The organism is Iodobacter fluviatilis (assembly GCF_900451195.1).
GTDB classification, from domain to species: Bacteria; Pseudomonadota; Gammaproteobacteria; order Burkholderiales; family Chitinibacteraceae; genus Iodobacter; species Iodobacter fluviatilis.
Genome location: NZ_UGHR01000001.1, coordinates 2031544 through 2056879, shown reverse-complemented (window position 1 = coordinate 2056879; position 25336 = coordinate 2031544). Strand labels below are relative to the sequence as shown.

General features: G+C 48.9%; 30 protein-coding genes. 19 read left to right on the top strand and 11 right to left on the bottom strand.

The window, feature by feature from the left end; genetic code table 11:
* Positions 1 to 12 precede the first annotated feature (12 nt).
* The 6 genes from rpsO to rimP all read right to left on the bottom strand — a co-directional run bounded on the left by rpsO (position 13) and on the right by rimP (position 6695).
* A complete protein-coding gene (gene rpsO, locus DYD62_RS09390; protein ID WP_099399238.1) occupies positions 13 to 282 on the bottom strand; it encodes a 30S ribosomal protein S15 in 270 nt (89 codons plus the stop codon).
* 102 nt (positions 283 to 384) lie between these two features.
* Positions 385 to 1302, bottom strand: coding sequence for a tRNA pseudouridine(55) synthase TruB (gene truB, locus DYD62_RS09385; protein ID WP_115227100.1), 918 nt, complete (start codon positions 1300 to 1302; stop codon positions 385 to 387).
* Positions 1302 to 1712 carry a 30S ribosome-binding factor RbfA gene (gene rbfA / locus DYD62_RS09380; RefSeq protein WP_115227099.1) on the bottom strand — a complete coding sequence of 137 codons (411 nt, stop codon included), beginning with the start codon at positions 1710 to 1712 and terminating at the stop codon, positions 1302 to 1304. The genes truB and rbfA overlap by 1 nt, the downstream gene beginning before the upstream one ends.
* Before the next feature lie 167 nt (positions 1713 to 1879).
* Positions 1880 to 4720 carry a translation initiation factor IF-2 gene (infB, locus tag DYD62_RS09375; RefSeq protein WP_115227098.1) on the bottom strand — a complete coding sequence of 947 codons (2841 nt, stop codon included), beginning with the start codon at positions 4718 to 4720 and terminating at the stop codon, positions 1880 to 1882.
* Positions 4721 to 4738: 18 nt separating this feature from the next.
* Entirely contained in the window at positions 4739 to 6211 is a 1473-nt protein-coding gene (gene nusA, locus DYD62_RS09370) for a transcription termination factor NusA (RefSeq protein WP_099399234.1), read from the bottom strand.
* A gap of 49 nt (positions 6212 to 6260) precedes the next feature.
* Positions 6261 to 6695 (bottom strand): ribosome maturation factor RimP, encoded by a 435-nt coding sequence (gene rimP / locus DYD62_RS09365; protein ID WP_099399233.1) that lies wholly within the window; start codon positions 6693 to 6695, stop codon positions 6261 to 6263.
* A 358-nt stretch (positions 6696 to 7053) separates the two neighbouring features.
* Here rimP and DYD62_RS09360 point away from each other — a divergent pair, with 358 nt between their 5' ends.
* The 4 genes from DYD62_RS09360 (at position 7054) to dapE (ending at position 11472) form a co-directional block, all read left to right on the top strand.
* Complete coding sequence (locus DYD62_RS09360; protein WP_115227097.1) at positions 7054 to 8715, top strand: AMP-binding protein; 1662 nt, start codon at positions 7054 to 7056, stop codon at positions 8713 to 8715.
* An 11-nt stretch (positions 8716 to 8726) separates the two neighbouring features.
* Positions 8727 to 9866 (top strand): PilT/PilU family type 4a pilus ATPase, encoded by a 1140-nt coding sequence (locus DYD62_RS09355; protein WP_115227096.1) that lies wholly within the window; start codon positions 8727 to 8729, stop codon positions 9864 to 9866.
* Between the two features lie 118 nt (positions 9867 to 9984).
* Positions 9985 to 10332 (top strand): ArsC family reductase, encoded by a 348-nt coding sequence (locus DYD62_RS09350; RefSeq protein ID WP_115227095.1) that lies wholly within the window; start codon positions 9985 to 9987, stop codon positions 10330 to 10332.
* 9 nt (positions 10333 to 10341) lie between these two features.
* Positions 10342 to 11472, top strand: coding sequence for a succinyl-diaminopimelate desuccinylase (dapE, locus tag DYD62_RS09345; protein WP_115227094.1), 1131 nt, complete (start codon positions 10342 to 10344; stop codon positions 11470 to 11472).
* Between the two features lie 69 nt (positions 11473 to 11541).
* Here the strand turns inward: dapE and DYD62_RS09340 are convergent, their stop codons facing one another.
* The 3 genes from DYD62_RS09340 to DYD62_RS09330 are packed head-to-tail and all read right to left on the bottom strand — an operon-like array spanning position 11542 to position 13880.
* Entirely contained in the window at positions 11542 to 11967 is a 426-nt protein-coding gene (locus DYD62_RS09340; RefSeq protein ID WP_115227093.1) for a DUF4019 domain-containing protein, read from the bottom strand.
* Between the two features lie 47 nt (positions 11968 to 12014).
* Positions 12015 to 13076 (bottom strand): DUF418 domain-containing protein, encoded by a 1062-nt coding sequence (locus tag DYD62_RS09335; RefSeq protein ID WP_115227092.1) that lies wholly within the window; start codon positions 13074 to 13076, stop codon positions 12015 to 12017.
* A 30-nt stretch (positions 13077 to 13106) separates the two neighbouring features.
* The gene (locus DYD62_RS09330) at positions 13107 to 13880 is read right to left on the bottom strand and encodes a MipA/OmpV family protein (RefSeq protein WP_115227091.1); all 774 of its coding nucleotides are present in this window, start codon (positions 13878 to 13880) and stop codon (positions 13107 to 13109) included.
* Between the two features lie 213 nt (positions 13881 to 14093).
* Here DYD62_RS09330 and DYD62_RS09325 point away from each other — a divergent pair, with 213 nt between their 5' ends.
* Entirely contained in the window at positions 14094 to 14780 is a 687-nt protein-coding gene (locus DYD62_RS09325; protein ID WP_207916351.1) for a response regulator, read from the top strand.
* A gap of 6 nt (positions 14781 to 14786) precedes the next feature.
* Positions 14787 to 16103, top strand: coding sequence for an ATP-binding protein (locus tag DYD62_RS09320; protein ID WP_115227089.1), 1317 nt, complete (start codon positions 14787 to 14789; stop codon positions 16101 to 16103).
* A gap of 8 nt (positions 16104 to 16111) precedes the next feature.
* Here the strand turns inward: DYD62_RS09320 and DYD62_RS09315 are convergent, their stop codons facing one another.
* Complete coding sequence (locus tag DYD62_RS09315; RefSeq protein WP_115227087.1) at positions 16112 to 16327, bottom strand: (2Fe-2S)-binding protein; 216 nt, start codon at positions 16325 to 16327, stop codon at positions 16112 to 16114.
* Positions 16328 to 16594: 267 nt separating this feature from the next.
* Between DYD62_RS09315 and DYD62_RS09310 the strand changes: the two genes are divergently transcribed.
* From DYD62_RS09310 to DYD62_RS09250, 13 genes are all read left to right on the top strand, one after another.
* Positions 16595 to 18034: a cyclic-di-GMP receptor FimW-related protein gene (locus DYD62_RS09310; protein WP_115227085.1), complete on the top strand. Its 1440-nt coding sequence runs from the start codon at positions 16595 to 16597 to the stop codon at positions 18032 to 18034.
* A 358-nt stretch (positions 18035 to 18392) separates the two neighbouring features.
* Positions 18393 to 18830: a hypothetical protein gene (locus tag DYD62_RS09305; protein WP_115227083.1), complete on the top strand. Its 438-nt coding sequence runs from the start codon at positions 18393 to 18395 to the stop codon at positions 18828 to 18830.
* A 244-nt stretch (positions 18831 to 19074) separates the two neighbouring features.
* Positions 19075 to 19593, top strand: coding sequence for a helix-hairpin-helix domain-containing protein (locus tag DYD62_RS09300; protein ID WP_132038622.1), 519 nt, complete (start codon positions 19075 to 19077; stop codon positions 19591 to 19593).
* 180 nt (positions 19594 to 19773) lie between these two features.
* Positions 19774 to 20094: a hypothetical protein gene (locus DYD62_RS23810; protein WP_207916348.1), complete on the top strand. Its 321-nt coding sequence runs from the start codon at positions 19774 to 19776 to the stop codon at positions 20092 to 20094.
* Between the two features lie 81 nt (positions 20095 to 20175).
* Positions 20176 to 20412: a hypothetical protein gene (locus DYD62_RS09290; protein WP_132038621.1), complete on the top strand. Its 237-nt coding sequence runs from the start codon at positions 20176 to 20178 to the stop codon at positions 20410 to 20412.
* Between the two features lie 195 nt (positions 20413 to 20607).
* The gene (locus DYD62_RS09285; protein WP_207916345.1) at positions 20608 to 20928 is read left to right on the top strand and encodes a hypothetical protein; all 321 of its coding nucleotides are present in this window, start codon (positions 20608 to 20610) and stop codon (positions 20926 to 20928) included.
* Positions 20929 to 21081: 153 nt separating this feature from the next.
* On the top strand, positions 21082 to 21378 hold the full coding sequence (locus tag DYD62_RS09280) for a hypothetical protein (RefSeq protein WP_115227075.1): 297 nt from the start codon (positions 21082 to 21084) through the stop codon (positions 21376 to 21378).
* Between the two features lie 256 nt (positions 21379 to 21634).
* Positions 21635 to 22051 (top strand): hypothetical protein, encoded by a 417-nt coding sequence (locus DYD62_RS09275; protein ID WP_115227073.1) that lies wholly within the window; start codon positions 21635 to 21637, stop codon positions 22049 to 22051.
* A gap of 342 nt (positions 22052 to 22393) precedes the next feature.
* Positions 22394 to 22630 (top strand): hypothetical protein, encoded by a 237-nt coding sequence (locus DYD62_RS09270; RefSeq protein ID WP_115227070.1) that lies wholly within the window; start codon positions 22394 to 22396, stop codon positions 22628 to 22630.
* 45 nt (positions 22631 to 22675) lie between these two features.
* On the top strand, positions 22676 to 22933 hold the full coding sequence (locus tag DYD62_RS09265) for a hypothetical protein (protein WP_115228254.1): 258 nt from the start codon (positions 22676 to 22678) through the stop codon (positions 22931 to 22933).
* A 367-nt stretch (positions 22934 to 23300) separates the two neighbouring features.
* Positions 23301 to 23840, top strand: a complete 540-nt coding sequence (locus tag DYD62_RS09260; RefSeq protein ID WP_115227068.1) for an ankyrin repeat domain-containing protein — start codon at positions 23301 to 23303, stop codon at positions 23838 to 23840.
* 33 nt (positions 23841 to 23873) lie between these two features.
* Entirely contained in the window at positions 23874 to 24461 is a 588-nt protein-coding gene (locus tag DYD62_RS09255; protein WP_115227066.1) for a hypothetical protein, read from the top strand.
* Positions 24462 to 24539: 78 nt separating this feature from the next.
* Positions 24540 to 24947 (top strand): GFA family protein, encoded by a 408-nt coding sequence (locus tag DYD62_RS09250; protein WP_115227063.1) that lies wholly within the window; start codon positions 24540 to 24542, stop codon positions 24945 to 24947.
* On the opposite strand, the gene DYD62_RS09245 is transcribed toward DYD62_RS09250, so the two are convergent.
* The gene (locus DYD62_RS09245) at positions 24888 to 25235 is read right to left on the bottom strand and encodes an IS110 family transposase (protein ID WP_115227060.1); all 348 of its coding nucleotides are present in this window, start codon (positions 25233 to 25235) and stop codon (positions 24888 to 24890) included. The two genes, DYD62_RS09250 and DYD62_RS09245, sit on opposite strands and share 60 nt — an antisense overlap.
* Positions 25236 to 25336: the final 101 nt, after the last annotated feature.

Here is a 25336-nt window from a genome sequence, read left to right as displayed (position 1 = left end):
CGACTTTCTTTATTACTTACGCAGACCGAGTTCAGCGATCAGAGCACGGTAACCTTCAGAGTTAACGCGCTTGAAGTAATCCAGCAGGCGACGACGTGTGCTAACCATCTTGAGCAAACCACGACGTGAGTGGTGATCTTTCTTGTTGGCTTTAAAGTGAGGTGTCAAGTCATTGATACGCGCTGTCAACAATGCAACCTGAACTTCAGGACTACCAGTATCGCCTTCAGTGCGTTGAAACTTCTTAACGATATCTGCTTTTTGAGTAACTGTTACGGACATGCTTACTGCTCCAGTGAGATAAGGCTTCTTTACACATTATAAAGAGCCGTCGAGGAAAACCGAGCCAAAACCCAATCATCCTCCCTTTAATCTGTCTGGGTTTTACAAACCAGACAGAAGTCGTTTAGGCCGCAGCCATGCATGCGGATTCTCAGCCGCAGCGGCCACTTCGCCCAAACCGATGAACCGTGCATTATCCCTGCTTTCGCCTTCGGCGTAAAGACGATACTCACCGGGCAGCAAACCACCCCGCTCTACCGTCATGCCGTGACGAATTTTTTCGAACTCTGCAGTATCAAAAAACAAGGCTGGCAAATCAAGCAGCAGGCAATCAGCAGGCAATAAATAAGCATCACGCGCCTCAACCGGCACATGATTATAATCGTCCAGATTAACTGAATTTTCCAATAGAAAACCTGCAGTTCTGGTACGGCGCAAGCCGGTTAAGTAAGCTCCGCACCCCAAAGCCTTACCAATATCTTCCGCCAGAACACGAATATACGTACCCTTAGAACAGCTGACATCAATCACCAGCACATCACCTTCAATCGAAATAATATCGATGCTGTAAATGGTGATTTGCCGGGATTGCCGTTCAATTTCCACGCCATCCCGCGCGTATTCATATAGGGCCTTGCCCTGGAATTTCAGCGCAGAATACATAGGAGGGGTTTGAGTAACCGGCCCGATAAATGCGTTTACCGCCGCACGAATTAAGGCTGCATCACTAGGCGCATCACCACTTTTGGTGATTTCACCCTCGCCATCTAGGGTGGTTGAAACCTCTCCCAGCTTAATCGTGGCACGGTAGCCTTTATCCGCCTCCAGCATACGCTGGGCAAATTTAGTGGCCTCGCCAAAACACAAAGGCAATAAACCTGTTGCAAACGGATCCAGCACACCCGTGTGGCCGCCTTTTTCTGCCTGCAGCAACCAGCGTGCTTTTTGTAAGGCATTATTACTGGAAATACCAAAGGGCTTATCCAGCAATAAAACGCCATCAATCTTTCGTTTAGCCATTATTCCTTGCCAGCAGTATTTTCATCATCCGCATCAATGCCATCTTCTTCAGGTGCTTTTGGCAAACTGGAAGCCTGATCAATCAAGCGGGATAAATTCATGCCATGTTCTACTGAATGATCATATTCAAAATGCAATTCCGGCATTTTGTATAGAGAGATGCCACGGGCCAGCTGGCTGCGCAAAAAGCCTTTTGCGCGCTCAAGCAAAGATGCAATATCTTTACCCTGCTCTGTCGTTCCAAGAAAAGTATAAAAAACATTGGCATGCGAGTAATCACGTGTGACTTCCACATCCGTAATCGTAATTAAAGATGCCTGCGGATGATCCAGCTCCGCGCGGATAATGGTGGCTAAATCACGTTGAATTTGTTGTGCCACGCGATCGGCACGAGTAAATTGTTTGGCCATACATGCCTCAGCAAAGAGTCCAGCCAAAGCTTTGCGCGGGGCTTCAATGGCGCAAACACTTATAGCTACTTAAAAATGGCGAAAGGCGGTTGCCCGCCTTTGCCGTATTCAACCCGTTTTCTATTTATACCGCAACTTTTTCCAAACAGAAAAAGTGGCGTGTATTTTTAGAGTGAGCGGGCGACTTCGATAATTTCGAAGATTTCCAGCTGGTCACCCAGTTGCAGATCATTGTAGTTCTTCAAGCTTAAACCACATTCAAAGCCGGCCTTCACTTCCTTAGCATCGTCTTTGTAGCGTTTCAGGCTATCGAGCGTACCCTGATGAATCACCACGTTATTACGCAGCAAGCGAACACCCGCATGACTGCGGATCAAGCCTTCCATCACCAGACAACCTGCAATCGTGCCCACCTTGGAAACAGTAAAGACCTGACGAATCTCAACCATACCAATGATTTGTTCACGTTTTTCCGGAGCAAGCATGCCTGACAGAGCCAGTTTCACGTCATCAACCACATCGTAAATGATGTTGTAGTAACGGATATCCACGCCTTCGGCCTCGGCAAGCTTACGCGCCGCTGCATCTGCACGGGAATTGAAACCAACCACAACCGCTTTAGAAGCCAGCGCCAAGTTAATATCAGATTCACTGATACCACCCACAGCACTGTGCAGAATCTGCACGCGCACTTCGTCTGTAGACAGTTTTTGCAAGCTTTGTGACAACGCCTCGGCAGAACCTTGTACGTCGGCCTTGATGATGATAGGCAGATTGCGAACTTCGCCTTCTGTCATTTGCGCCATCATGTTTTCCAGCTTGGATGCTTGCTGGCGAGCCAGTTTCACATCGCGGAACTTACCCTGACGGAACAGCGCAATTTCACGCGCTTTCTTCTCATCAGTCAGCACCATCGCGTCTTCACCAGCCGCTGGCACATCCGACAGACCCAGAATTTCAACCGGAATCGAAGGACCCGCTTCAGTAATCGACTTACCATGTTCGTCGATAATCGCACGAACGCGGCCCGATACCTGACCAGCAAGAATCACATCACCCTTACGCAAGGTGCCTGATTGAATCAGCATGGAAGCTACCGGACCACGACCTTTGTCCAGACGCGCTTCGATGATAATACCCTTCGCAGGTGCATCTTCAGCTGCAGTCAATTCAAGTACTTCGGCCTGCAACAGAATAGCAGACAGCAAGTCATCAATACCCAAGCCTTTTTTGGCCGAGACATCAACAAACATCGCGTCACCACCCCAGTCTTCCGGCACAACTTCGTGTGTCACCAGCTCTTGGCGGATGCGTTCTGGATTTGCTTCAGGCTTATCAATCTTGTTCACCGCAACCACAATCGGCACACCGGCGGCTTTCGCGTGAGCAATCGCTTCGATGGTCTGTGGCATCACGCCGTCGTCAGCAGCAACGACCAGCACGACGATATCGGTTAGCTTGGCACCACGGGCACGCATCGCAGTAAACGCTTCGTGACCTGGGGTATCCAGGAAGGTGATCATGCCTTTCTCGGTTTGCACATGGTACGCGCCGATATGCTGGGTAATACCACCGGCTTCACCCGACGCCACTTTGGCGGTACGGATGTAATCCAGTAAGGATGTTTTACCGTGGTCAACGTGACCCATCACCGTAACAACCGGAGCGCGCGGCAAGAGTACATGTTCAACCGCAGTGCCATCGCCCAGATAAATTTCCGGATCATCCAGCTTGGCGGCCATTGGTGTGTGGCCCATGTCTTCAACGATAATCATCGCTGTTTCTTGGTCCAGCACCTGGTTGATGGTCACCATCATGCCCATCTTCATCAGTGCCTTAACAACTTCAACACCCTTCACCGCCATTTTATGCGCCAGATCGGTCACGGAAATCGTTTCCGGAACCATCACTTCATGCACTACTTTGTCAGTAGGGGCTTGGAAGCCGTGTGCATTATCTGGGTTAGCTGCAGCCTGACGGCCTTTACCACCCTTCTTGCTCTTCCAGTCATTACCTGTATCGCCACCACGGCTGCGAATACCTTTCTTACCACGACCATCGCTCCAAGGCTCTTTCTTACCTGGCGCAGCAGCAGGCTTTTTATCGCCTGGTTTTGCTGCAGGAGAAGCGCTGCTTGGGCTGGCAGCAGGTTTTGCTTTCGCTGCCGGAGCAGGTGCTGGTGCGGCAACCGGAGCAGGAGCTGGTGCTGGCGCAGGAGCCGGTGCAACTGGCTCTGGCGCCTTCATTGGCTCATTGCGCGGCTTACGCAGCTCAACACGCATACCTACACGCGGGCGATCCGGGTGACTGGCTTGCGAAGCGCCCGGCGAAGGACGTGTCACTGCTGGTGCTGGCGCAGCAGGCTTCGCAGCGACCGGAGCAGGAGCAGGTTTCGGGGCTGGAGCCGGTACAGGTGCAGGCTGAGCTGGTTTAGCAACTGGAGCCGGAGCAGGCTTCGCAACCGGCGCTGGTGCAGGTGCAGGTGCAGGTGCAGGTGCTGCAACAGGAGCTGGAGCCGCAACAGGCGCTTCAGCAGGCGCTTTTCCACCTTGCTTGGCGCGCATTTCTGCCGCCTGGCGTGCAAACAGCTCATTCTGACGACGGGCCTGTGCTTCGCGGGACGAGCGCTCTGCATCATCAATCACTTGCCCTGCAGCAGCAGGAGCCGCAACAGGCTCAGCAGCACGCGGCGCAGCAGCGATCACATCAGCAGCAGCCGATGCTTCAACAACACGCTTTTTACGCACTTCAACAGGAATTGACTTTGCTTTGCCTGTTGAGTCGGTTTTACGAATCTCAGTATTTTGCTTACGGATTACAGTGATTTTTTTATCACCATCACCGCCATGTTTCTTTTTCAGGTGATCGAGCAGACACGCTTTGTCGCTTGCAGTAACCACATCTACTTCACTCGATTTATTCACACCTGCTGCACGGAATTGCTCCAGCAGCTCTTGCGGTGCCATTTTAAGCTCTACCGCAAATTGGTTGACATTGAGTTCACTCATGCATTTCTCTCCCGAGCGTTAGGCGAACCAGTGCTCGCGCGCCTTCATGATCAGTTGCTTAGCAGCTTCTTCATCAATTCCGGTCATTTCTATCAGCTCGTCGACGGCTAGTTCGGCGAGTTCGTCTCGGGTATGAACCTCTTTATCAGCCAGTAAGGCAGCAAGTTCTGGTGTCATTCCCTGAAGGCTTTTAAGGTCTTCTGCCTGATGCTCAAGCTTTTCTTCGCGGGCAATGGCTTGCGTCAGCAAGGCATCACGGGCACGAGTACGCAGCTCATTGACGGCATCTTCATCGAAGGCCTCAATTTCAAGCATTTCAGCAATCGGCACATAAGCCACTTCTTCTAACGTGGTGAAGCCTTCTTCTACAAGAACGTCCGCCACTTCTTCGTCAACCCCCAGCACATCAATAAAGAGCTGACGCACATTGGCGAACTCTTCCTGATGTTTTTGCTGAGCTTGGTCAACGGTCATGATATTGATTTTCCAGCCTGTCAGCTCGGCCGCCAATTTCACGTTCTGACCACCACGACCAATGGCCATGGCTAGGTTATCTTCATCCACCACCACATCCATGCTGTGTGTTTCTTCATCAAGCATGATGGAGTTCACTTCAGCCGGAGACAGGGCGTTAATGACAAATTGCGCCGGATCCTGCGACCACAACACAATATCGACGCGCTCACCTGCCAGCTCATTCGTTACCGCATTGACGCGCGTACCACGCACACCAATACACGTACCCTGAGGATCAACACGTGCATCGTTCGATTTTACCGCCACCTTGGCACGCGCACCCGGATCCCGTGCTACCGCCTTGATTTCAATCAGCTGATTTTCAATCTCAGGCACTTCCATTTCGAAGAGCTTGGTCATGAATTCGCTGGAAATACGCGACAACACCAGTTGAGGGCCACGACCCAAACGATCCACACGCAGCAGGAACGCTTTAACGCGATCGCCAACCCGTAAGTTTTCCTTAGGAATCATCTGGTCACGCGGCAATACGGCTTCCAGCTTACCCAGCTCAAGAATGGCACTGCCACGCTCAATCCGTTTGATATTGCCTGAAACAATAAACTCGCTGCGTTGCAGAAAATCATTCAGATTTTGTTCACGCTCTGCATCACGGATTTTTTGCAAAATCACTTGCTTGGCGGTTTGCGCACCGATGCGACCAAATTCAATCGCCTCAAGCTCTACCATCCATGTTTCGCCCACTTTCAGCTCTGGATCATATTCCGGAACATCAGTAATCGCTATCTGACGAGAAGGCTCTTCGTGATCATTGTCTTCAACCACTGTCCAGCAGCGGAAGCTACGATAATCACCACTATCACGATCGATATCCACTTGGATATCCACGTCTTCCTCGTAGCGTTTTTTGGTCGCCGAAGCCAGTGCCATTTCTAATGCACCAAACACGACATCTTTTTCTACGTTCTTTTCACGCGCCAGCGCGTCGACCAGCAACAGAATTTCCCGGCTCATCTCACTACCCCTCCGGCAAACAACCCGAACATTCTAGGCTGATTAGTTCTTAAAACTGCGGCTCCAGCCGCACCTTGTCGATTTGTGATTGCGGCAGGGATAGCTCTTGTCCATCGACTTCTACGCGCACCACATCATTTTCTAGCCCAAGCAAAACACCAACGAGCTTTTTACGTTTATCCGGTAACGGCAAACGCAGCTTCACTTTCACGACCTGCCCGGCAAAGCGCACAAAATCAGCGGCTTTTACAATTGGACGATCCAGCCCAGGGGATGAAACCTCCAGCCGCTCGTAATTCACGCCTTCAACAATAAAAAGCCGCTCAAGGTGGTGACTGACCGTAACGCAGTCCGTCACATTGATACCGCCTTCCTTATCAATAAAGACCCGAACCAACCCATTTCGCGCAAGCTCCAGATCTACGAGTTCGTACCCGAGACCTGGCAGGGTGGTTTCCAGCACGTCCTGCATATTTGCTGCCATACATTCCTTTGCCACTTATCTGGCCAAATACAAAGGCAATATCTGCTTCATCCAGCCAAACATCGCTGTATATCCAATTGCATTTTCGCTGCAAATATCCACAATGACTCAGCCAGCGAATGTCGCCGCATTTTCTGCAAAACAACACTCGGAACACGATACAGGATCGCCACAAACAAAAAATGGGCTGCAAAACTGCGCCCATTTCTTTACCACTTCTCCGGCCTTTTAACCGAAGAAGGCGGGATTGTAACAGAAACAATCATTTAACGAAACAGGGAACATAGATACTTGTGAGCTTGACGCTTGCACACTAGAGTAGTGAAATTTACGTGTAATACAAACCGAGGAAAGATAGATGGATCAAGCATGGTGGGCAAGCTATCAACCGGGTGTTCCCCGGGAAATTGACATGACTGAATTTGCCGCAATCCCCGCGGTGCTTGCTCGCTCAGTTGAGCGGTTTGGAGATCGCCCCGCATTTTTAAATATGGGCAAATCAATCACTTACACCGAGCTGGATCAGCAATCCTCGGCATTTGCGGCCTATTTGCAGCACGATTTAAAACTCCCCCGTGGCGCTCGCGTAGCGGTCATGCTGCCTAATCTGCTGCAGTATCCTATCGCGATTTTCGGCATTTTGCGGGCAGGCATGGTGGTGGTGAACGTCAACCCACTCTATACACCGCGAGAACTTCAGCATCAGCTTAAAGATTCTGGCGCTGCGGCCATTGTGATTCTGGCTAATTTTGCCCATACCTTGGAAGAAATCCTTGGCAGCACCGATGTAAAACACGTATTGCTAACTGAAATTGGCGACAGGCTTAGCCTACCCAAGCGTCTGCTTGTGAATGCAGTCGTTAAACATATCAAAAAAATGGTGCCGGCTTTTAACTTACCCGGTCACACTCGTTTTAACGATGCAATCAGCGCAGGCGGCAAGAAAAAAGCGCAGCCCGTTGAGCTAGACCATAGTGACATTGCTTTCTTACAATACACGGGTGGCACAACAGGGGTCGCCAAAGGTGCCATCCTCACCCACGGCAATATTGTCGCAAACATGCAACAGGCCCACGCTTGGATTGCGCCTTTAGTGGACGAAGGCACGGAAATGATCGTGACGGCGCTGCCGCTCTATCATATCTTTTCACTCACCGCCAACTGCATGGTGTTCTCTAAAATTGGCGCAACCAACCTGCTGATCACCAACCCGCGTGACATTCCTGGCTTCGTCAAGGAAATCGGCAAATACCCGGTCACCTGCATGACCGGTGTAAATACACTATTCAATGCACTGCTTAACCACGCCGATTTTGCCAAACTGGATTTTAGCAAATGGAAACTAGCACTCGGCGGCGGCATGGCTGTGCAGCACGCGGTAGCAGACCGCTGGGTAAAAACCACGGGCGTACGCCTGATTGAGGCCTACGGCCTGACCGAAACATCGCCCGCAGCCATGATGAACCCGATGAATCTGCCCGAATTTAACGGCATGATCGGCCTGCCGATTCCATCGACCATCGGCGAAGTGCGTAATGAAGAAGGCAAAGTATTGCCGCCTGGCGAAGCGGGCGAATTATTTATTCACGGCCCACAAGTAATGGCCGGCTACTGGCAGCGCCCTGATGAAACTGCCAAAGTTTTAGGCAAAGACGGCTTTGTCAGCACGGGCGATGTAGCCATCATGTCTTCAACCGGTTTTTTCCGCTTGGTTGACCGCAAAAAAGACATGATTCTGGTCTCCGGCTTTAATGTTTACCCCAACGAAATTGAAGATGTAGTTGCCAGCCACCCAGGCGTTTTAGAAGTGGCCTGCATCGGTGTAGACGACGAGCGCTCTGGTGAAGCCGTCAAAATCTTTGTTGTAAAGAAAGACCCTAATCTCAGCAAAGACGACATTATTGCCCACTGCAGAAAGAACCTCACCAACTACAAAATACCGCGACAAGTGGAGTTTCGGGACAGCCTGCCTAAGTCAAATGTGGGTAAAATACTGAGACGCGAATTGCGCCCAACTTAAATGAGCTTTTCATGAATCTTTTGCCGTTTTTTAAACTGATGGCGGAGCGTAATGCTTCAGACCTTTTTCTTGCAGCTCAGTCGCCGATTGTGATCAAGATTGATGGCCAGTGCTATCCGGTCAACAATCAGGTTTTAGCCCCTGAGCATGTGAAGCAATTAGCCTATCAGTTAATGACGCCAGAGCGGATTGCAGAGTTTGAAAACACACTGGAAATGAACTTTGCCTACCCTGTTGCCGGGGTAGGCAGTTTTCGGATTAATATCTTCAGAGCGCGCGGCTCAGTATCAATGGTGGCACGCTATATTCGCAGCAACATCCCCTCTTTTGAAGAGCTGCGTGTTCCTCCCATTCTTAAAGATCTCATTATGGAGAAACACGGCATCATTTTGGTGGTAGGGGCAACCGGCTCGGGTAAATCATCCACCATGGCCGCCATGCTGAATCATCGCAATGAGAACCATGCAGGCCATATTTTAACGATGGAAGACCCAATCGAGTTTTTGCATAAGCACAAGAAATCGCTGGTCAATCAGCGTGAAATCGGCATCGACACTAAGAGTTATCATGAAGCCCTGAAAAACGCGATGCGCGAAGCACCCAATGTGCTGATGATTGGTGAAATCCGCGATCGCGAAACCATGACGCATGCGATGCAATACGCGCAAGCGGGCCATTTGTGCATCTCTACTTTGCACGCCAATAACAGCTACCACTCGCTCTCCCGCATCGTCAATTTTTACCCGCAAGAATCACGCGAAGCTTTGCTCTATGACTTATCGTCTTCGCTCAAAGCCATTGTTTCGCAACGCTTGGTTAAAAACAAAGAAGGCAAGCTGGTTGCCGCAGTTGAAGTGCTGCTTAACACCCCTCGCATTTCGGAACTCATTCGCGCAGGCGAACTGAGCGATATCAAACAGGCCATGGAACAAAGCCTCTCGGAAGGCTCGCAGACTTTTGAACAAGCCCTTTATAAGCTCTACCGTAATGGCGAAGTTGAGCTGGACGAAGCACTGAAAAGCGCCGATTCGGCCACTAACCTCTCCTGGCTGGTCAATAACGCTCAGCCCCTTACCGAGCACCAGAACAGTAAACCGGACGACAAACCCGACACCGCACCGGATATGTCCTTCGATATTTCACTGCATTAATCTGAACCGTACTGCCTGCACAATCTCTTCAGCGGTATTTCATCCTGCGGGCGATATCACATCGCCCGCCCCGCCCCATTGTTGTAAAATCCCCCATCCCATCAGGAAGACAACAGCAATGAAGCTCTATGGCATTCCCAATTGCGACACCGTAAAAAAAGCAAAAACATGGCTCAGCGGGCAAGTCCATGATTTTGAATGGCATGATTATAAAAAATCAGGCATCAGCGCTCCGCTTTTAGAAGCATGGATTACACAAGTGGGCTGGGAAACCCTACTCAATCGCCAGGGCACAACATGGCGAAAATTAGACGACGCCACCAAGGCTTCGATCGATAATAAAGAGGCCGCAATCGCTTTAATGATAATGCAAACCTCAATCATTAAGCGCCCGGTACTCGACAACAATGGTACGATCACGGTCGGCTTCAAACCCGAAGTCTACGCATCCCTTTTTAGAGACTGAACCACCGCAATGAACGACCCCACTCTTGCACTGACCCAACAATTATTACGCCAGGCGTCTGTCACCCCGGATGATGCCAACTGCCAGAATATGCTGGCCGCCCGCCTATCGGCCATCGGCTTTCGTATTGAGCATATGCGTTTTGAAGATGTAGACAATCTGTGGGCGCGCTTTGGCGACAGCGGCCCTGTACTGGTCTTTGCAGGCCATACTGACGTTGTGCCTACCGGCCCGCTGGAGCGCTGGCACTCTGATCCATTCGCCCCCACCATTCGGGATGGCCATCTGTTTGGCCGTGGCTCAGCCGATATGAAAGCATCCCTTGCTGCATTTGTAACGGCAAGCGAGCAGTTTCTGGCTAAAAACCCAAACCCTAAGGGCTCGATCGCCTTTTTGATCACGTCTGATGAAGAAGGCCCCGCGCATCACGGCACAGTTAAAGTCATTGAGGCGCTGAAAGCACGTGGCGAGAAAATTGATTACTGCATCGTAGGCGAGCCCACTTCAGCTGAAGAATTTGGTGACACCATCAAAAATGGCCGTCGTGGTTCGCTCTCCGGCCACCTGATTGTGCACGGCGTACAAGGCCATATTGCCTATCCGCACTTGGCCAAAAACCCGATTCACCTGCTCGCCCCAGCCCTAGCAGAACTGGCCAGCACAGTATGGGATACAGGTAATGAATACTTCCCGCCGACCACATGGCAGGTATCCAATATTCATAGCGGCACAGGTGCAACCAATATCATCCCCGGCACCATTGATGCTTTGTTTAACTTCAGATTCAGCACCGCCAGCACGGCCGATTCGCTCAAAGCCACAGTGCATGCCATTCTGGATAAACATCAGCTTGAATATGAAATTGACTGGGCACTCTCTGGCGAGCCTTTCCTAACCGACCACGGCCAGCTGATCGATGCCATGCGCGATGCAGTGAGCGAAGTCTGCGGCAAAACACCCGCCCTTAACACGGTAGGCGGCACATCCGACGGGCGCTTTATTGCTAAATACTGCCCGGAAGTGGTTGAATTTGGGCCGATCAACAAAACCATACATAAACTAAATGAATGTGTGGCAGTTGAAGACTTACCTAAGCTTTCTGCGATTTATGAAAAAGCGTTAGAGAAATTAATTGCTTAATTAAATACGCAACAAGGGCAAGCCCAAAGGCTTGCCCTATTTCCGCTTAATTGACTTTCAATCCAGAGATCAGCCTTTCAGCTTAATAAAATAGGCCATCACCCGCCAGCTATCATTCTTTTCCCGAAATGGCACAACCGTTTCAATGGCTTTAATTTTATTTTCAAACTGACTTTCATACTGCAAAACAAGGTAATCGCCTTCAGGCAAACTAGGCACAGTGTGGGTGAATTCTGCTGATTTAAACCGGCGCGAAACCACTTTACCCAAACGGGCACGCACCGATACCGCCCCCTCCTCCCATTTACGCTTACTCATTGTTTCGTGCAAATGATCAGAAAGCTGCTCCCAGCTGCGAGCGTAATCACCTTCATCCTGCAACCCCAGCCACGACTTAGCCGCCTCATGCGCCTTTGCCACACTCTCCGCCCGCGCACTCCCTGCAAAGCTCAAAGAAATACTGAGCACCAATAAGACCGAAAGAATGTATTGCACTGCTCACCTCCTCATCACATCTTTATTTAACTAACATCAGGCAAGGTTCAGCGACTCACCCGTCGCAACATGTTTTCTAATGGCCCCTGCGAAAAAGACTTACGCCAGTAACTTGCAAACACCACGGCCAGCACACAAAACAGCAGCGCACTCGATACAGAAAAAGCTAAAGATTGATTTTCCAGCATGCCCAGAGACTCCAGCAGCCCCATGCCTAAAATGACATGCGCCAGATAAAAAGTCAGCCCCAGCTGGCCGGTGTATACAAAGGGCATCAGCCACGACTTTTGCCCAAACTTTTCACCCAAAGCCACGCAAAGCGTAATGATTACGACGGCACTTCCCGCCGCACCGATAAAATACAGCGGCAAAGGCGGCATGGGCACGGTACTAAAAAAGACGCCATAAGCTGAAGGCATGCCCATCAGTAATGCATAAGGCAAAAACAATACAATCAACTCGGCCAGCACCGCCGCAAACAAACCCAATAAAAACAATCGTTCACGTATGGCAACATGGCTTAAATTTTGCCGCCCGATCACCATGCCCAACAATAAAAAACCCAGCCATGGCAAAACAGGATGAAAGCCATTAAAAAGCAAATGGCGAATAAAACCGGGTATGGTCCACAAATCAGCATACGACAAAGTTTTCCAATCCCACGCCGTGCTGTAATTCAGCATAACAAACAATGTTGTAGAAATAATTAACAGTAAAACAATCAAAGCCATAATATAGCGGCTAGCCAGCACTAGGCATAAAGTACCCACCAAGATATACATGCCATAATAATGCAAAATATCTGCAGGCCAGATTTCAATATACAAAAGCCCAAGCACAAATAAAAAACCTGCACGCTTTAACAGCACTTTACGGACACCCGCCAAAGCCACTAAATCACCAGAAAACTGCCGGGCAAGCAATGACAAACCTACTCCGGCCAAAATAACAAACAAGGCAGAAGCCCGGCCATCAATGACATTAACGATATTAAGCCATGCCGCATTTTCACTGGCTTGGGCATGCATAACTATTTTAAAATTAACAATCACCATTCCAAAAATAGCCAAGGCACGGGCCAAATCGAAACCTAGGATTCGTTGTTTCATTTTAACCCTCACGCATCACGACCATTGTATTTAGAATGAATAGCCAAGAGCAAGAGAAGCAGAAGGATTCGTTTTTGATTCTGTTAAAGGGCTATTTTCAGCATTCTTTAACAAACGCTTCAACCCCACGGAAGAAGAAATACCCCAATTCTTATCAAATTGATGATTCCATGTCAGGGTTAAGCTAGCCGCATCAAAACCGGCCTTAGGCGAATATATTTTATAATCAGAAGCTAGGCTTTGCGCTGCAGTCACGCCATAATAGGTTTGAGCATATTTAGCGTCGGCATAATGAGCAAAGGCACTGATTGAGACTTGATTTGCCTCGGTGGTATACACAGGCACAGCCAGCGTCACATGATAAGCATTGCCATTTTCTCTGTGATTAAGCTTTAATTCTGCGCCCAGCGATAAATGCGCCACATCCCATAAATTAACGCCCCCCTCTAAATTTAATAACGCCGAGTTTTTAATATCGCCCATACCCTTAAATTTACTTTTCGTATCGGAGACATTAGCAATATCATCTCCACGACTGCCGCCATAAGCCAATGCAATACTGCCATCGAAAATACCTTTTTCTGCCTGAAAGCCAATACCACGCATGCCTGCAAAAAAACCATTTGCAGCCTGATAATCCACATATAAGAGAGGGAATATCTTATTATTCTTTGCCCCCACAAACTCTGGGCCATAAGCCATCCCCACCGCAAGCGTAATTTTAGATTCATCTTTAGGCTGATCTGCCGCATAGAGGGGCGCAACCATTAACAGAGAAACGAAGGTAATAATATGACGCATCATGCCTGCTCGCTTTATGAAAGTAAGCCATATTAAAGCCCGACGATTAAAAGTTCCCCCATTAGCTGTCTATAAATTGTCAACAAATTGTACATAAGTAAAAGCTAAAGAAGTTTGTATAGAAAATGTAGATCTTTGCAATGAAGTGTCTTTCCCCAAGCCATCACTGGCAAGCGCTTGTACAATACCGATTGCATATCAAGCCAAGGGTAAACAATGTTCAGGTTAATGCTGGTAGAAGATGATACTAAGCTGGCGGCGCTCATTCAGGAGTACCTCAGCAGCTATGAGTTTAAGGTAGAGATTATTGGGCGTGGGGATACGGCCCTTGCCCACTACAAGGCAACTCTGCCCGATATTATTGTGCTCGATTTAATGCTACCTGGCTTAGATGGCATGGTGGTATGCCGGCAGATTCGTGAAATCAGCAGCGTGCCTATTTTAATTCTAACTGCCCGCGAAGATATGTTTGATGAGGTGTCCGGCCTAGAGCAGGGGGCGGATGATTATGTCAATAAGCCTATCCAGCCACGTATTTTACTTGCTCGCTTACGGGCCCTATTAAGGCGCGGCGCAGGAAAACAAAGCAACTCCAATGCTCCGCTCAACTTTGGCGACCTGGAAATCTCCAAAACCGACCGCAGCGTACGCTGGAAAAATGAAAATGCTTCTTTAAGCAATTCAGAATTCAAACTATTACTCTTACTGGCCGAATCCGCAGGCCGCGTTTTATCACGCGATGATATTTTAAAATCCATGCGGGGCATTGAATTTGATGGCATGGATAGAAGTATCGACAATAGTATTTCGCGCTTACGCCGCAAATTTAATGATCATGATTCAGAGAAAATAAAAACAGTATGGGGTGAAGGCTATTTATTCAGCCCTTCAGCCTGGGAGTAAGCCACCATGTGGAGAATTTATTTACGCATCTTTATATTAATTACCGCCGTTACCTTTTCATTAACGCAAGTACTCAGCTATCTGACCAATCAGTTTTATGCAGAGCAAATAGAACAATTTTCTATCAAAGATGCCAATGCGCAAATTTTTCTGGTTGAGCAATATCTAGACAATAGTGTTGGGCAGCTTTGGCTAAGCCGCTTTAAAAATCTACAAAAAAAATCCAATCACAGTTATGAACTGATCCCGCTTGAGCGGGCAAAAGCCTTAATTTCTCCACGTAATCTGCAAAGATTACTGGATAGAAAAGTAGTTGTAGATTTTAGAAGCGAGGCCTATTTCCGCCGGGTAGACACAGATAATTCAACCTTTTCTGGTAGCTCAAACCAAGTTATTTATGTTACAGACAAAGAAGACCGTGACCCTATAATTACTAAAATAAAACGCTTTCAATACAGCATTATTTTTTTACTTCTGCTGCTTATCTGCGGCATCTGGGCACATCTGCACTGGCGTGAATTGCAATCTCTTTCTAAAACAGCAAATGAATTTGGCTCAGGCCTTTTATCCAGTCGGGCAAAAGCCAGAAAAAGCGCCATAGTCTACCCCTTGGCACAATGCATGAATTTAATGGCTGACCGGACTCAACGCTTGATTGATTCACAGCGTGAATTACTGCATTCCGTTTCCCATGAATTACGCACCCCAATTGCACGGCTGGAATTTGGCCTTGAGCTGCTTAAAAACGATGCCAATAACAAACAGCTGGAGCCGCGCTTTACTTCAATGGAAAATGATTTACATGAATTAAATGATTTAGTCAGTGAATTATTAAGCCTTGCGAAAATTGAGCAGCAACAAGCCCTGCCCATGCAAAGTGTAAATACAGCGGAGGCCCTGCATCAGGTCATCAATTCATTGAGCCATCTGTTGCAAGAGAAAGAAATGAGCCATTCACTGCATTCAGAAACCAGCACCATATCCGGCGATCCCAAATTGCTGATGCGTGCACTGAGCAATCTATTACGTAACGCGGCTAAATATGCCAATCAAAAAATCAGAATATCCACACTCAGCAATGCCAGCGGCGGTGTTGATATTAGGATTGAAGACGATGGGCCAGGCGTCCCGGCCAATGAGCGCGAACATATATTCGAGCCATTTTATCGCCTAGATAGAAGCCGTGATCGGGCAAGCGGAGGCTTTGGACTGGGGTTAGCCATTGCTAAAAAAGCAGTAACTTTACATAAAGGAAGGATTTGGGTGGATCAATCTGATCTGGGTGGCGCACGCTTTACGATCAGCCTGAGCAGCTCGGCTTAAAACCGGCTTTAAGCAGCGGCCAGCTGAGGCACCCAGCGGATGACCTGAGGCACAGGCTGGGCATTGAGTGCATCGGCCATCACCTGTTTGGCGCAGCTGGTGCACTTACCACAGCAGGTGGCAACCGCAGTTTGTGCTTGTAATTGGGCAAATGTGCGTACGCCACCGGCCACAGCTTTGTGGATTGCTTTGTCAGTAACACTATTACAGATGCAGACGTACATGGCAGCTCTCAGACTGATAACTGTTCTCATTATAATTGAAAACTAGCCCTTGCCAAGTGTTAAATAACACCCATTCTCAAAAAAACCATACTGTATTCCAGCCGATAGCAAACAGCACACGAAGCACAGATTTGTGAAAGCAAAATAGTGCTTTTGCCTTTATATTTCTTTCTTCAATTTTATTGGTAATAATCCCAAAAAATATAAGCCAAGAATGCTCACGGGGTATGATGCCGTTCTAACTTATACCCAGCATGTCCGATCACGATGCCAACGCTTGCTTCTTCCCCATTTGCAGCCCATCAAGACGCTTTAAACTATCCACCCCCTTCCCCGGAACACTCAGCCCGGCGCCAGCATGAAACCCTGTTTGCACTTCGCCATGAAAACGATCCACACCGGCTAAGCACGGCGCTGCTGCAATGCTTTGAATCTACCCTGCTGCTTTTGCCCCAGCTTGAAAAACCCGGCCATTCTGATGTGCACACCCGACAACTCAGCCATTACCTGCTACAGGAACTGATGCAAGGATTTATCCGCACGGCCTTACTCAGAAGTACCGAAACCGGCCTTTTTACCAGCAGCCGCCCCCGACTGGAGGCCTTTGGCCATGCTTTAGAAAGCGCATGGCAACTGGCCTGCCTGTATTCACGCAACAGAACCCCTTTGCCGCCGGGCTTTTGGCGCAGCTGCCATCAGCTCTTTACCGATATCCATGCATTGGGCTGGGCAAAACGCAGCCTGAAAAATGGCAGCACCCCCGGCACGCTCTACCGCAAAATCATGCTACTGGGCATCAGCGCAAGTAATCGTCTTGAGCCCCAAAAAATGGCGATTCTGTTTAAAATTATTGAAGAAGAAGCACGCTTTCTTGAGCTGGTGCAGCGGGATCAGGCGCTCACAGAACAAGGTGCTTTTATTTATCAGACAGATCGTGATGAAGCACCCCGCTTCGCCCAAACCCTGGCAGATGAAGAGCAGCAAGTTTGGTGGACCATCGAAACCCAGGGCATTCTGAAGCAGCTGAGCAGCAGATTACAACGGCTGCTAAATCTTCACGAAGACCGCCACCATGAAATCCAGCTGATTGGCCGTTTACTGCAAGAATGGAGCGCACAGCCAAGGCGGCAGCACTTTCGTATCCGCAGGCAAAATGGCGAACAAATTCAATTAGTCAGCCTTTGGGACCGTTGCTGGGATCTTGCTGCTGGCCACATTGATGAAACCGCCCCAGAGCCTGCCCGACTGAATATTTGCAATATCAGTGCAACAGGCCTGTTGCTGCAGGGCGAATCCACAGATCACCCCCTACAGGCCGGCGAAATACTGATGCTGCGCCGTGGTGGCCAGCACTGGCAAATTGGGCTGGTGCGCTGGCTAAGCCTGCGTGGCGACGGTTTATCCAGCGAATGTGGCATCGAGCTCATTGGCCGCTCACCAGAAGCCGTACAGATTGCCCCTGTGACCAGCCTTGGCACAGACATTCTTACACCAGCGCTCAGCCTTACCGCAAACCACCGCCGTGGCCACAGCGGCATGCTGATCCTGGCTGGCAAGCAATACCAAGCCATGCGCATGTTTACCGTGCACGATTCTCGCGGCATCTGCATCGTGCGGGCCACCCGCCTTGTGATGCAAACCGCTTATTACCAGTTTATTGAAACCCGGCTGGAGGAAATCACGCCCAAAGCCCAGCCGGAGGAGTAATGAACTGCTTTTATCTGTGTTGCGAATCAAGTCCGGCCATTAGCAGAATAATCAAACCGTTTACGCACACGGCACCATAGCAAAGATGACATTAGTCAGACCGCCCGAAGAAGCAAACCCCCACCCCTGCCATACCTGATTAACCAGGCTGCAGCACGATTTACACAATCGATTGCCAACCTGATTCAACAGCGCGAACAAGGTGGAAGTCTCCGTTTAATCGGGTGTAGTATATCGGCATAAAATATCTCAGGCCGCGCCTAGGAAGGTATTTAAAGAAGGCGCAGCGTTTTTATACACCCAAGACGGTGGTTTATCTGCCGTTTTAGGGTGTCTACATATTGTTAGACGCTTACCCATGCTCACTGCCGAGAACATCAAGCGTTCCATTGCCATTGTTGTCTTGGCCTGTTTTTTCCTGCCTTTGTGTCAGTGCACGGCAAAGATGCCACCTACACAAAATGCTAATGCACAGGGAAGCACAACAACCGAGGTGTTTGTTCCTTACGAAAAGGTACGCCTTGAAGACATTAATGAAGTTGTGCTCGTTACGCTTTTTGTTTGGCCTTTGTGCTTCTGGGCACTTCGTCGATTTGCCGTGACAAGAGTAAAAAAGATAGCGATCAATTCGGCAGAAATCGTCTGTGGTCTCGCATCACTCTTCTATCTCGGTCTATTCTTTCGGCTTTGGGGTGATCTCAAATACGGCGGGGTCATTGCGCTCTTTTCTTTTGCTATCCAGGTCGCAGTATCAGCATTCTTATTGGTGCAATATGTCGCCCGTAAGCGCGTCTAACCCTACAGTCGAGGGGATGGCCAGTAAGCTGGCTTCCCTCCCTGCGGTCGGCGCCCCCTCACTTCCACGTTAGGCAGCAGCAACACCATATGGCACATCGACTGACATGAAAATAATACCAAGAGCTTCGCTTCTGATCGCTGCCGTTGCGGCTGTGGCATGCAAGCCTTCCCAGCCCTCTGCTGACTATCTTGCTGTATGCGAAGGCCAACCGCTCCGTACGGTAGAACGGCGCAATCAGGCGATGGAAGATGGTTATGAGATTGATCGTCGCTACAATTGCATTACGAAGCAATCTGCCAAAGTATTGGCCGAGCAGAAAGCACTGTGGGAAGCTGCCAACACACCCGAAGCGAAGGCCGCGCGGCAGGCGGAATTTGAGCGCCGCGTCTCGGAAAGCAAGATTAGCCTTGAGGCGAAAGCTGAAGCCGAGGCGCGCACAGAGCGCGAACGGCAATGGACCGCAGCTGAAGCAGCGCCCATCGAGACTGTAGAGATCAACAGCGCGACCGAGTTGCAACTTGCGGGGTTGCAGGGATTGAGTGCCGACGTTGCGCACCAAATCTTGGAGGAGCGGACGAAGGCTCGCTTTAAGGGCTGGGACGATGTGGTCCGACGCGTCACGGGACTAAGTGCCGCTGAAACCGCAGTGCGGGCTTCCGCATTCGGCCTTACCGTGAACGGTCGCAGCCTCGATAGTGCGGAACCCGACTCCTCCATGGCTCGGTACGCGCGCGAAAAGTGGCTGCGCAGGAATGGATGAAAATCGCAGAAACCGGGGACAGACCACGGTTAATTACTATTTTCGTGGCGTGCTTATTTATTTTTTTGCAGCGGCAATACGTCTAACATGGCATTCAAGCAGACTGGCCGGAATGTGCGGCTGTTTTATTCAATTGCAGCGTAGGCCAGCTGCTTAATTTTAACGTTAGGCTGAACATAAATGGTTGAGGACAATTGGAAACTAAAGCTCCGCTATGGAAAACTTCAAACACCTTTTAAGCATTTCACAGCAATAGGAGAAGGTGTTGTCGGTGAGCTTAAAGATGGTTTTTCATGCCCTCAAGGTTCAGCGTTTATGGGCATGAAAACTTGGGCTTTATCCACTGAACAATCAGCAGATATGCTTAGAGTTATTGGGTCACGGTTAGGCTTTGAGGTAACTGGCAATGTGCAGGTATATGAAACTGAGCCTGTAGATCCGCCCAGCGAAAAACCCTATGGCTACAGCATCCAGTTCACCCCTTTTGGGGAAAGTGACTAGCAATGCCTAACCCGTCCATCAAGCGGGACGCGCCAAAGCGCGCCCCTTATGTCAAACGTTAGGCCTTCGGTGAATACGCAAATGTTTAAATATCAAGACGGCTCAGAAATCATGATTGGAGATTCCGTGCTCCTTGAGAATGGCCGCACTCTGGGGACGGTCAAGTTCATCGTCACCACACCAGAAGAAATGAAGGCGATCAATGTTGAAGAGCCTGGCGTCATGCTCCAATCTCCACCATTTGGGCGAGTCTATCTTCCACAATGGTCGCTAGTGCAAGATCCCTTGAGGTTTGTGTCGCGTGAGCAACAGGCCTAACACTGCGGTCAAGCGGGACTGGCTTACAGCGGGCTTCGCCCACTTCCAGCCAGCCCCTTACCTTCAACGTTATGTGAAGCTCTACTGAAATAATATCTTTGAAGCAAAGAATTTTTGGAGCATAAAATTTAATAGCTTGCGTTAGAGTATTCTGTCTCAAAAGTAGCGTAGAAATTTAATTTTTTGGAGTCGGCCGTGACACCTGAAGTATTCGTCAAAGAATTTGAAGAGCTTAAAGAATACATCGGAGAAGGCTACTTTTCTGAAGGGTCGGAAATATCCAGGCTTTCGCGCTTGCAAGCTGCAGGTTTTAGTGCAAGTCAAATTGAATTAACAAAAGAGCTTGTATCTGAAGCACTCACTGACGCTTTGTATACAGTTCTTCTTGGTCTTGAAGGCAGCGCCTCTATAAGCCGCCACCAAGAAATGTATAAACTGCTAGACGAATCTGGGCAAGAGTTAACTGGCAAAATCGAAAGTTTGGCATGGGAACGGTTCCACGGAAAAAACACATAACAAATCGCTGAAGCATCGCGCACTTCGTGCGCTGGACAGTTTTTAAGTCGCAGTTTTGTGGTTTTGCTGCGCAAAAGTATTCCACAAAACCGCAACTTAAAAACTGCCGCTTAGCTCGGCGTTAGGCATCGCATATTTCCCGTCGGGCTAAAAATGATCCTCATAAATTTCATCGGAATCGCACTGTTGCTTGTGGGCTTGGGTATTCCGGCCATGGCTTCATCTGCACTGCATTTGTCTCACGAAGCTTCCCTGGTCGTAACAGGAGTCTTGCTCGTGGCAATGGATGTGACATGGCGGCTAATCCAGAGAGGTGAAAACTCCTGGCGAGCGGCTCTTGCTCTCCCAAAGCAAGGCGGCAGCATCTTTTTCTTGCCAGTGTGGCTATGGGGCGGGTGGTGGATTGGCCTAGGGATGTATCGCCTTGTATTCGCAAGCCAGAGCAGCTAACGACCTTTCGTTTGCCATTGCAAGTGCACCGCGATTGAGAAACTGAGACCACGAGAAACTGGGGACGGACCACGGTTAATTGCGCATTTTTTAATTAAAGGGACCTCGCCCCTTTAATGACTGCGTTCATAACGTATTTTTTTGTGCCATGGTAATACGCCTAACATGGCATTCAAGCAGACTGGCCGGAACGTGCGGCTTCTTTATTTAATTGCAGCGTAGGCCAGCTGCTTAATTTTGACGTTAGGCCTAGGACATGAATACAAGAAACCGCAGTGCACTACTGGTCATGTTGCTCTTGCCAGTGCTGACCTTTGCTGGCCCAAAGAGTCCCGAAATCCCGAGGGAGAAGTACACCCCCGAACGGACGATGGAGATCATCAATGAATCGAACGCGACGACTGGGAAGGTGAAGGAATGCAAAAACAAGTTCTTCGCTGAGTACCAGGAATCCTTGTACAAGCACTGCGTTGCAACGAACGGTGGCAAGGAGATCGGAGGTGGCTGCGAGCATGTTGCCTATGCATACTCGATTCACGAAAGGGTTATTGAACTGGCGCTTCAAAAGTGCAAGGGCAACGTGATTTCGCCCGCGAGTGGCGCTAGGCCTAACCAGTCGCTCGAGCCGACTCGCGTCGGCAAGCCGCCGCTCGCGGCTCAGCTTCAACGTTAGGGCTTAAATGCGTTGGCTCCTGATAGGTATCGTACTTTTGGCTAATGCTGCGGCTATATTTCTTGCTTTTGCACCTACATTAGTCACCTTCGCGGAAGTGGTACCGCTTGGGGTCAACTGCGCTTCGTGTAGCTCTCCCGAAGTCACCGCAACCCTTTCTCATGCAGCTAGTGTTGGCCGCGCTCAGGTTATCGGTGTGGTTTCGTCCTACAGTTGGCTATTGGTCGCGGTGGCTTGCTTTAACGTTACCGCAGTTATTGCTGCTTTATTCATGCCCGCCCTAACCCGGCGGTCAAGCGGGACGCGCTAAAGCGCGCCCCTTACCTCAACGTTAGGCCTCACATGACAGACCACTCCCTCTACGTGCTACTGAGAAAGCTTGAGGACGCCAAGATTCCATTCACGCTCGCTCGCGACCGACCTGACACGATTCGTGTCACGATGCATTTGGTCGGCGAGCGGACAGAGATTGATGTCTTTGATGATGGCCATATGGAGGTCTCGCGCTTCTGCGGAGCTGAAGACATTGTCGGAGATGAAGCACTTGTGGATAGACTCATTCAAGAAAACCGAGACTGAATGTCGAATGATTTCCGGCTACGCCAAGGCAGTAAGGACAGACACATGGTTCTTTTAGCGATCTCTCCGAAAGGTCTGGCAGATGCCTTGCGGATCTCCGCAAAGACTGGTGAGGCTGTCTGGTGTGGTTCTGAGGCCGTAACGGAGTCCGAATTCAACGCGTCGATGCCGGCGCGCGTCACCCGCTTCGTCTATGGGCTCACTGGCGACAGCGCCACGTTGTTAGATGACGCGCTCGAAACCATAGCGGAACATCATCCCGCACAGACCATTTGGGTCGAGTCAGCACCCGGTGCGGCCTAACCCTTCCTTCAAGCGGACCCGCCTTCGGCGGTCCGCTTAAGTCAAACGTTAGGCACCCCTGCCCATTATTTTGTTTTTTAGTCGGCGCGTTGTGGTGGCAGTTTGTGTTGCGGTGCGCTGATATTTTTATTCTGTTTTGCAGCTTTCTGTTTGCGCTGTTTATTAATACGCTTTTAATTCGTTTGCTCCGTTTTCGTGGCTCCATTATTTAGTTTTGTGGTTTGCTGCGGAAAACGTGGGTTATATTTTTTGTGCAGTAGTAATACGCCTAACATGGCATTCAAGCAGACTGGCCGGAATGTGCGGCTTTTTTATTCAAGTGCAGCGTAGGCCAGCTGCTTAATTTTGACGTTAGCACTTTACGCCTATGCAAACAAATGAACGTAACATTTCTCGAGCAATATTTAAAGGCGAGATTGAAGCTTTTAACTTACTCGTTTCAACAGATGATGAAATAAACTCTATTACTAAGAAAGAGCATTGGAATTTCCTACATCAAGCTTTGGTAAGCGTTTCTTTAGCTCCCTCTCGACCTATGGTAGTACATCTTATTTCTCGTGGTGTCGACGTTAATGCAAAAGACATTTGGGGAAACACCCCATTGCATTATGCAGCGCGAATAAAAAATAGCGAAATTATTGAATTGCTGCTAAACGCAGGAAGTGAGATTAATGCTATCAATCATGAGGGAATTACACCACTTAGACAAACTCTACTTCAAAAACCACATAATTTAAAAGCGACAGAAATTTTTTTGGCCTATGGAGCAGACGTTAACCAACATACCAAAGGTGGTTGTACTACTAAAGAGTACGCTAAAATAATCAGCCATGGCAATGGCGCAGAAATCTATGCTTTATTTGAAAAATACTCAACGGCTAACCCATCATTCAAGCGGGACGCCTAACGGCGCCCCTTAATTCAAACGTTAGTTAAAACTATGATTGAACCAAATTGGAATCAAGAAAGACCGTCCCATTCCGAAATTCAAGAATTTTGGAATGGAAGTATATTTGATGAGGTCGGGGTACAAATAGAAGGAGCTTCTAAAGTTTGCAATGAATTAAAGAGTACTCATGTAAACGGAGGATGTGATATTTTTTGTGCAACATTCATCAACCACCCTGTATTACATTGGTTTGTGTCGAGAAATAGGCTCGATGAGATTTCGTTTTTTGAAAAATTCCTTTCATCTAGAGTATTTGGTGAAAGGCAAATTAAATTTGAATTTGACAATAATTTGGAGTGGGAGTGGTCAAGCTCCTATATTTTGGACGGAGACATCGCGAGGACTTTGAAGTCAGGTGGTGCTTATAAGGCTTTCTCAGGCAGCGGAAAAGAAGCGAAAGCTTTGGGACAGTTACTTTGCACTGATATTTTCGGAGAAAGATATGATGATATTCAGATCTTCAAGACCTATAAGCCTTGGTCGGATTGGTTTTACGACGTTGCGTGGGATCAAACGTGGATGATCGTTGATAAAAGAAATTTACTAATTTGGGCAATTTTGCTCACGGACACTGATTGAAAGCTAACAAGTCATTCAAGCGGACCCGCTGACGCGGGCCGCTCAACTGCAGCGTTATCTGTTCGCAGGAAATAAAGTATGAGTATTAACCTGAAGGAAGTAGACGGCGCATTTATAAAACCTAAGCACAAGGCTTCTTGCCATTGTGGTTCTGTAGAGTTTGAACTTGACCTACCGGATGGTTTAATTGACGTGCGTCGCTGTGATTGCTCTCTTTGCAGAAGAAGGGGCGCAATTGCCGCATCAATTCCACTTTCAGGTATAAAAATATTAAAGGGTGAAAGCTTGCTAAAGCTCTATCAATTTAATACCAAAACAGCCAAGCATTATTTTTGCAGCAACTGTGGAATATATACACACCATCAACGCAGATCTAATCCAACGCAATACGGTTTTAATGTTGCTTGTCTTGAAGGTATTAATCCTTTAAAAATAGCAAACGTGCCAACCTATGACGGTGTGAATCATCCGGCAGACCGAGAATAAGGCACATAACAAATCGCCACTGTGCTTGAGTCCGTCATACTGTTTAACAGCCGTCGTATTGACCAGCTTCACCTCATAATCGGCGTCTTGCAGCGCATCAACCAGCAAATACCAGTTGTAGGTCGACTCCACAGCCACCGAAACAATCGGGCCACACGCAGCCAAGGCACCGAGAATCGTCTCGCGCTGATTGGGCAGGCGTTTCTGACAAACAACACGGTCGCTCGAATCGAGCACCACGATCACGCTATTGTTTGAGTGCAAATCAATCCCCGCGTACAGTTCCATACCGGTCTCCTTGGTGACGACGTTTCGCTAAGTGTTCGCACTCTTACGATACGCCACAGCTCGGAGACCGGCCCCCCATCTACTTTGTTTTTAAGTCGCAG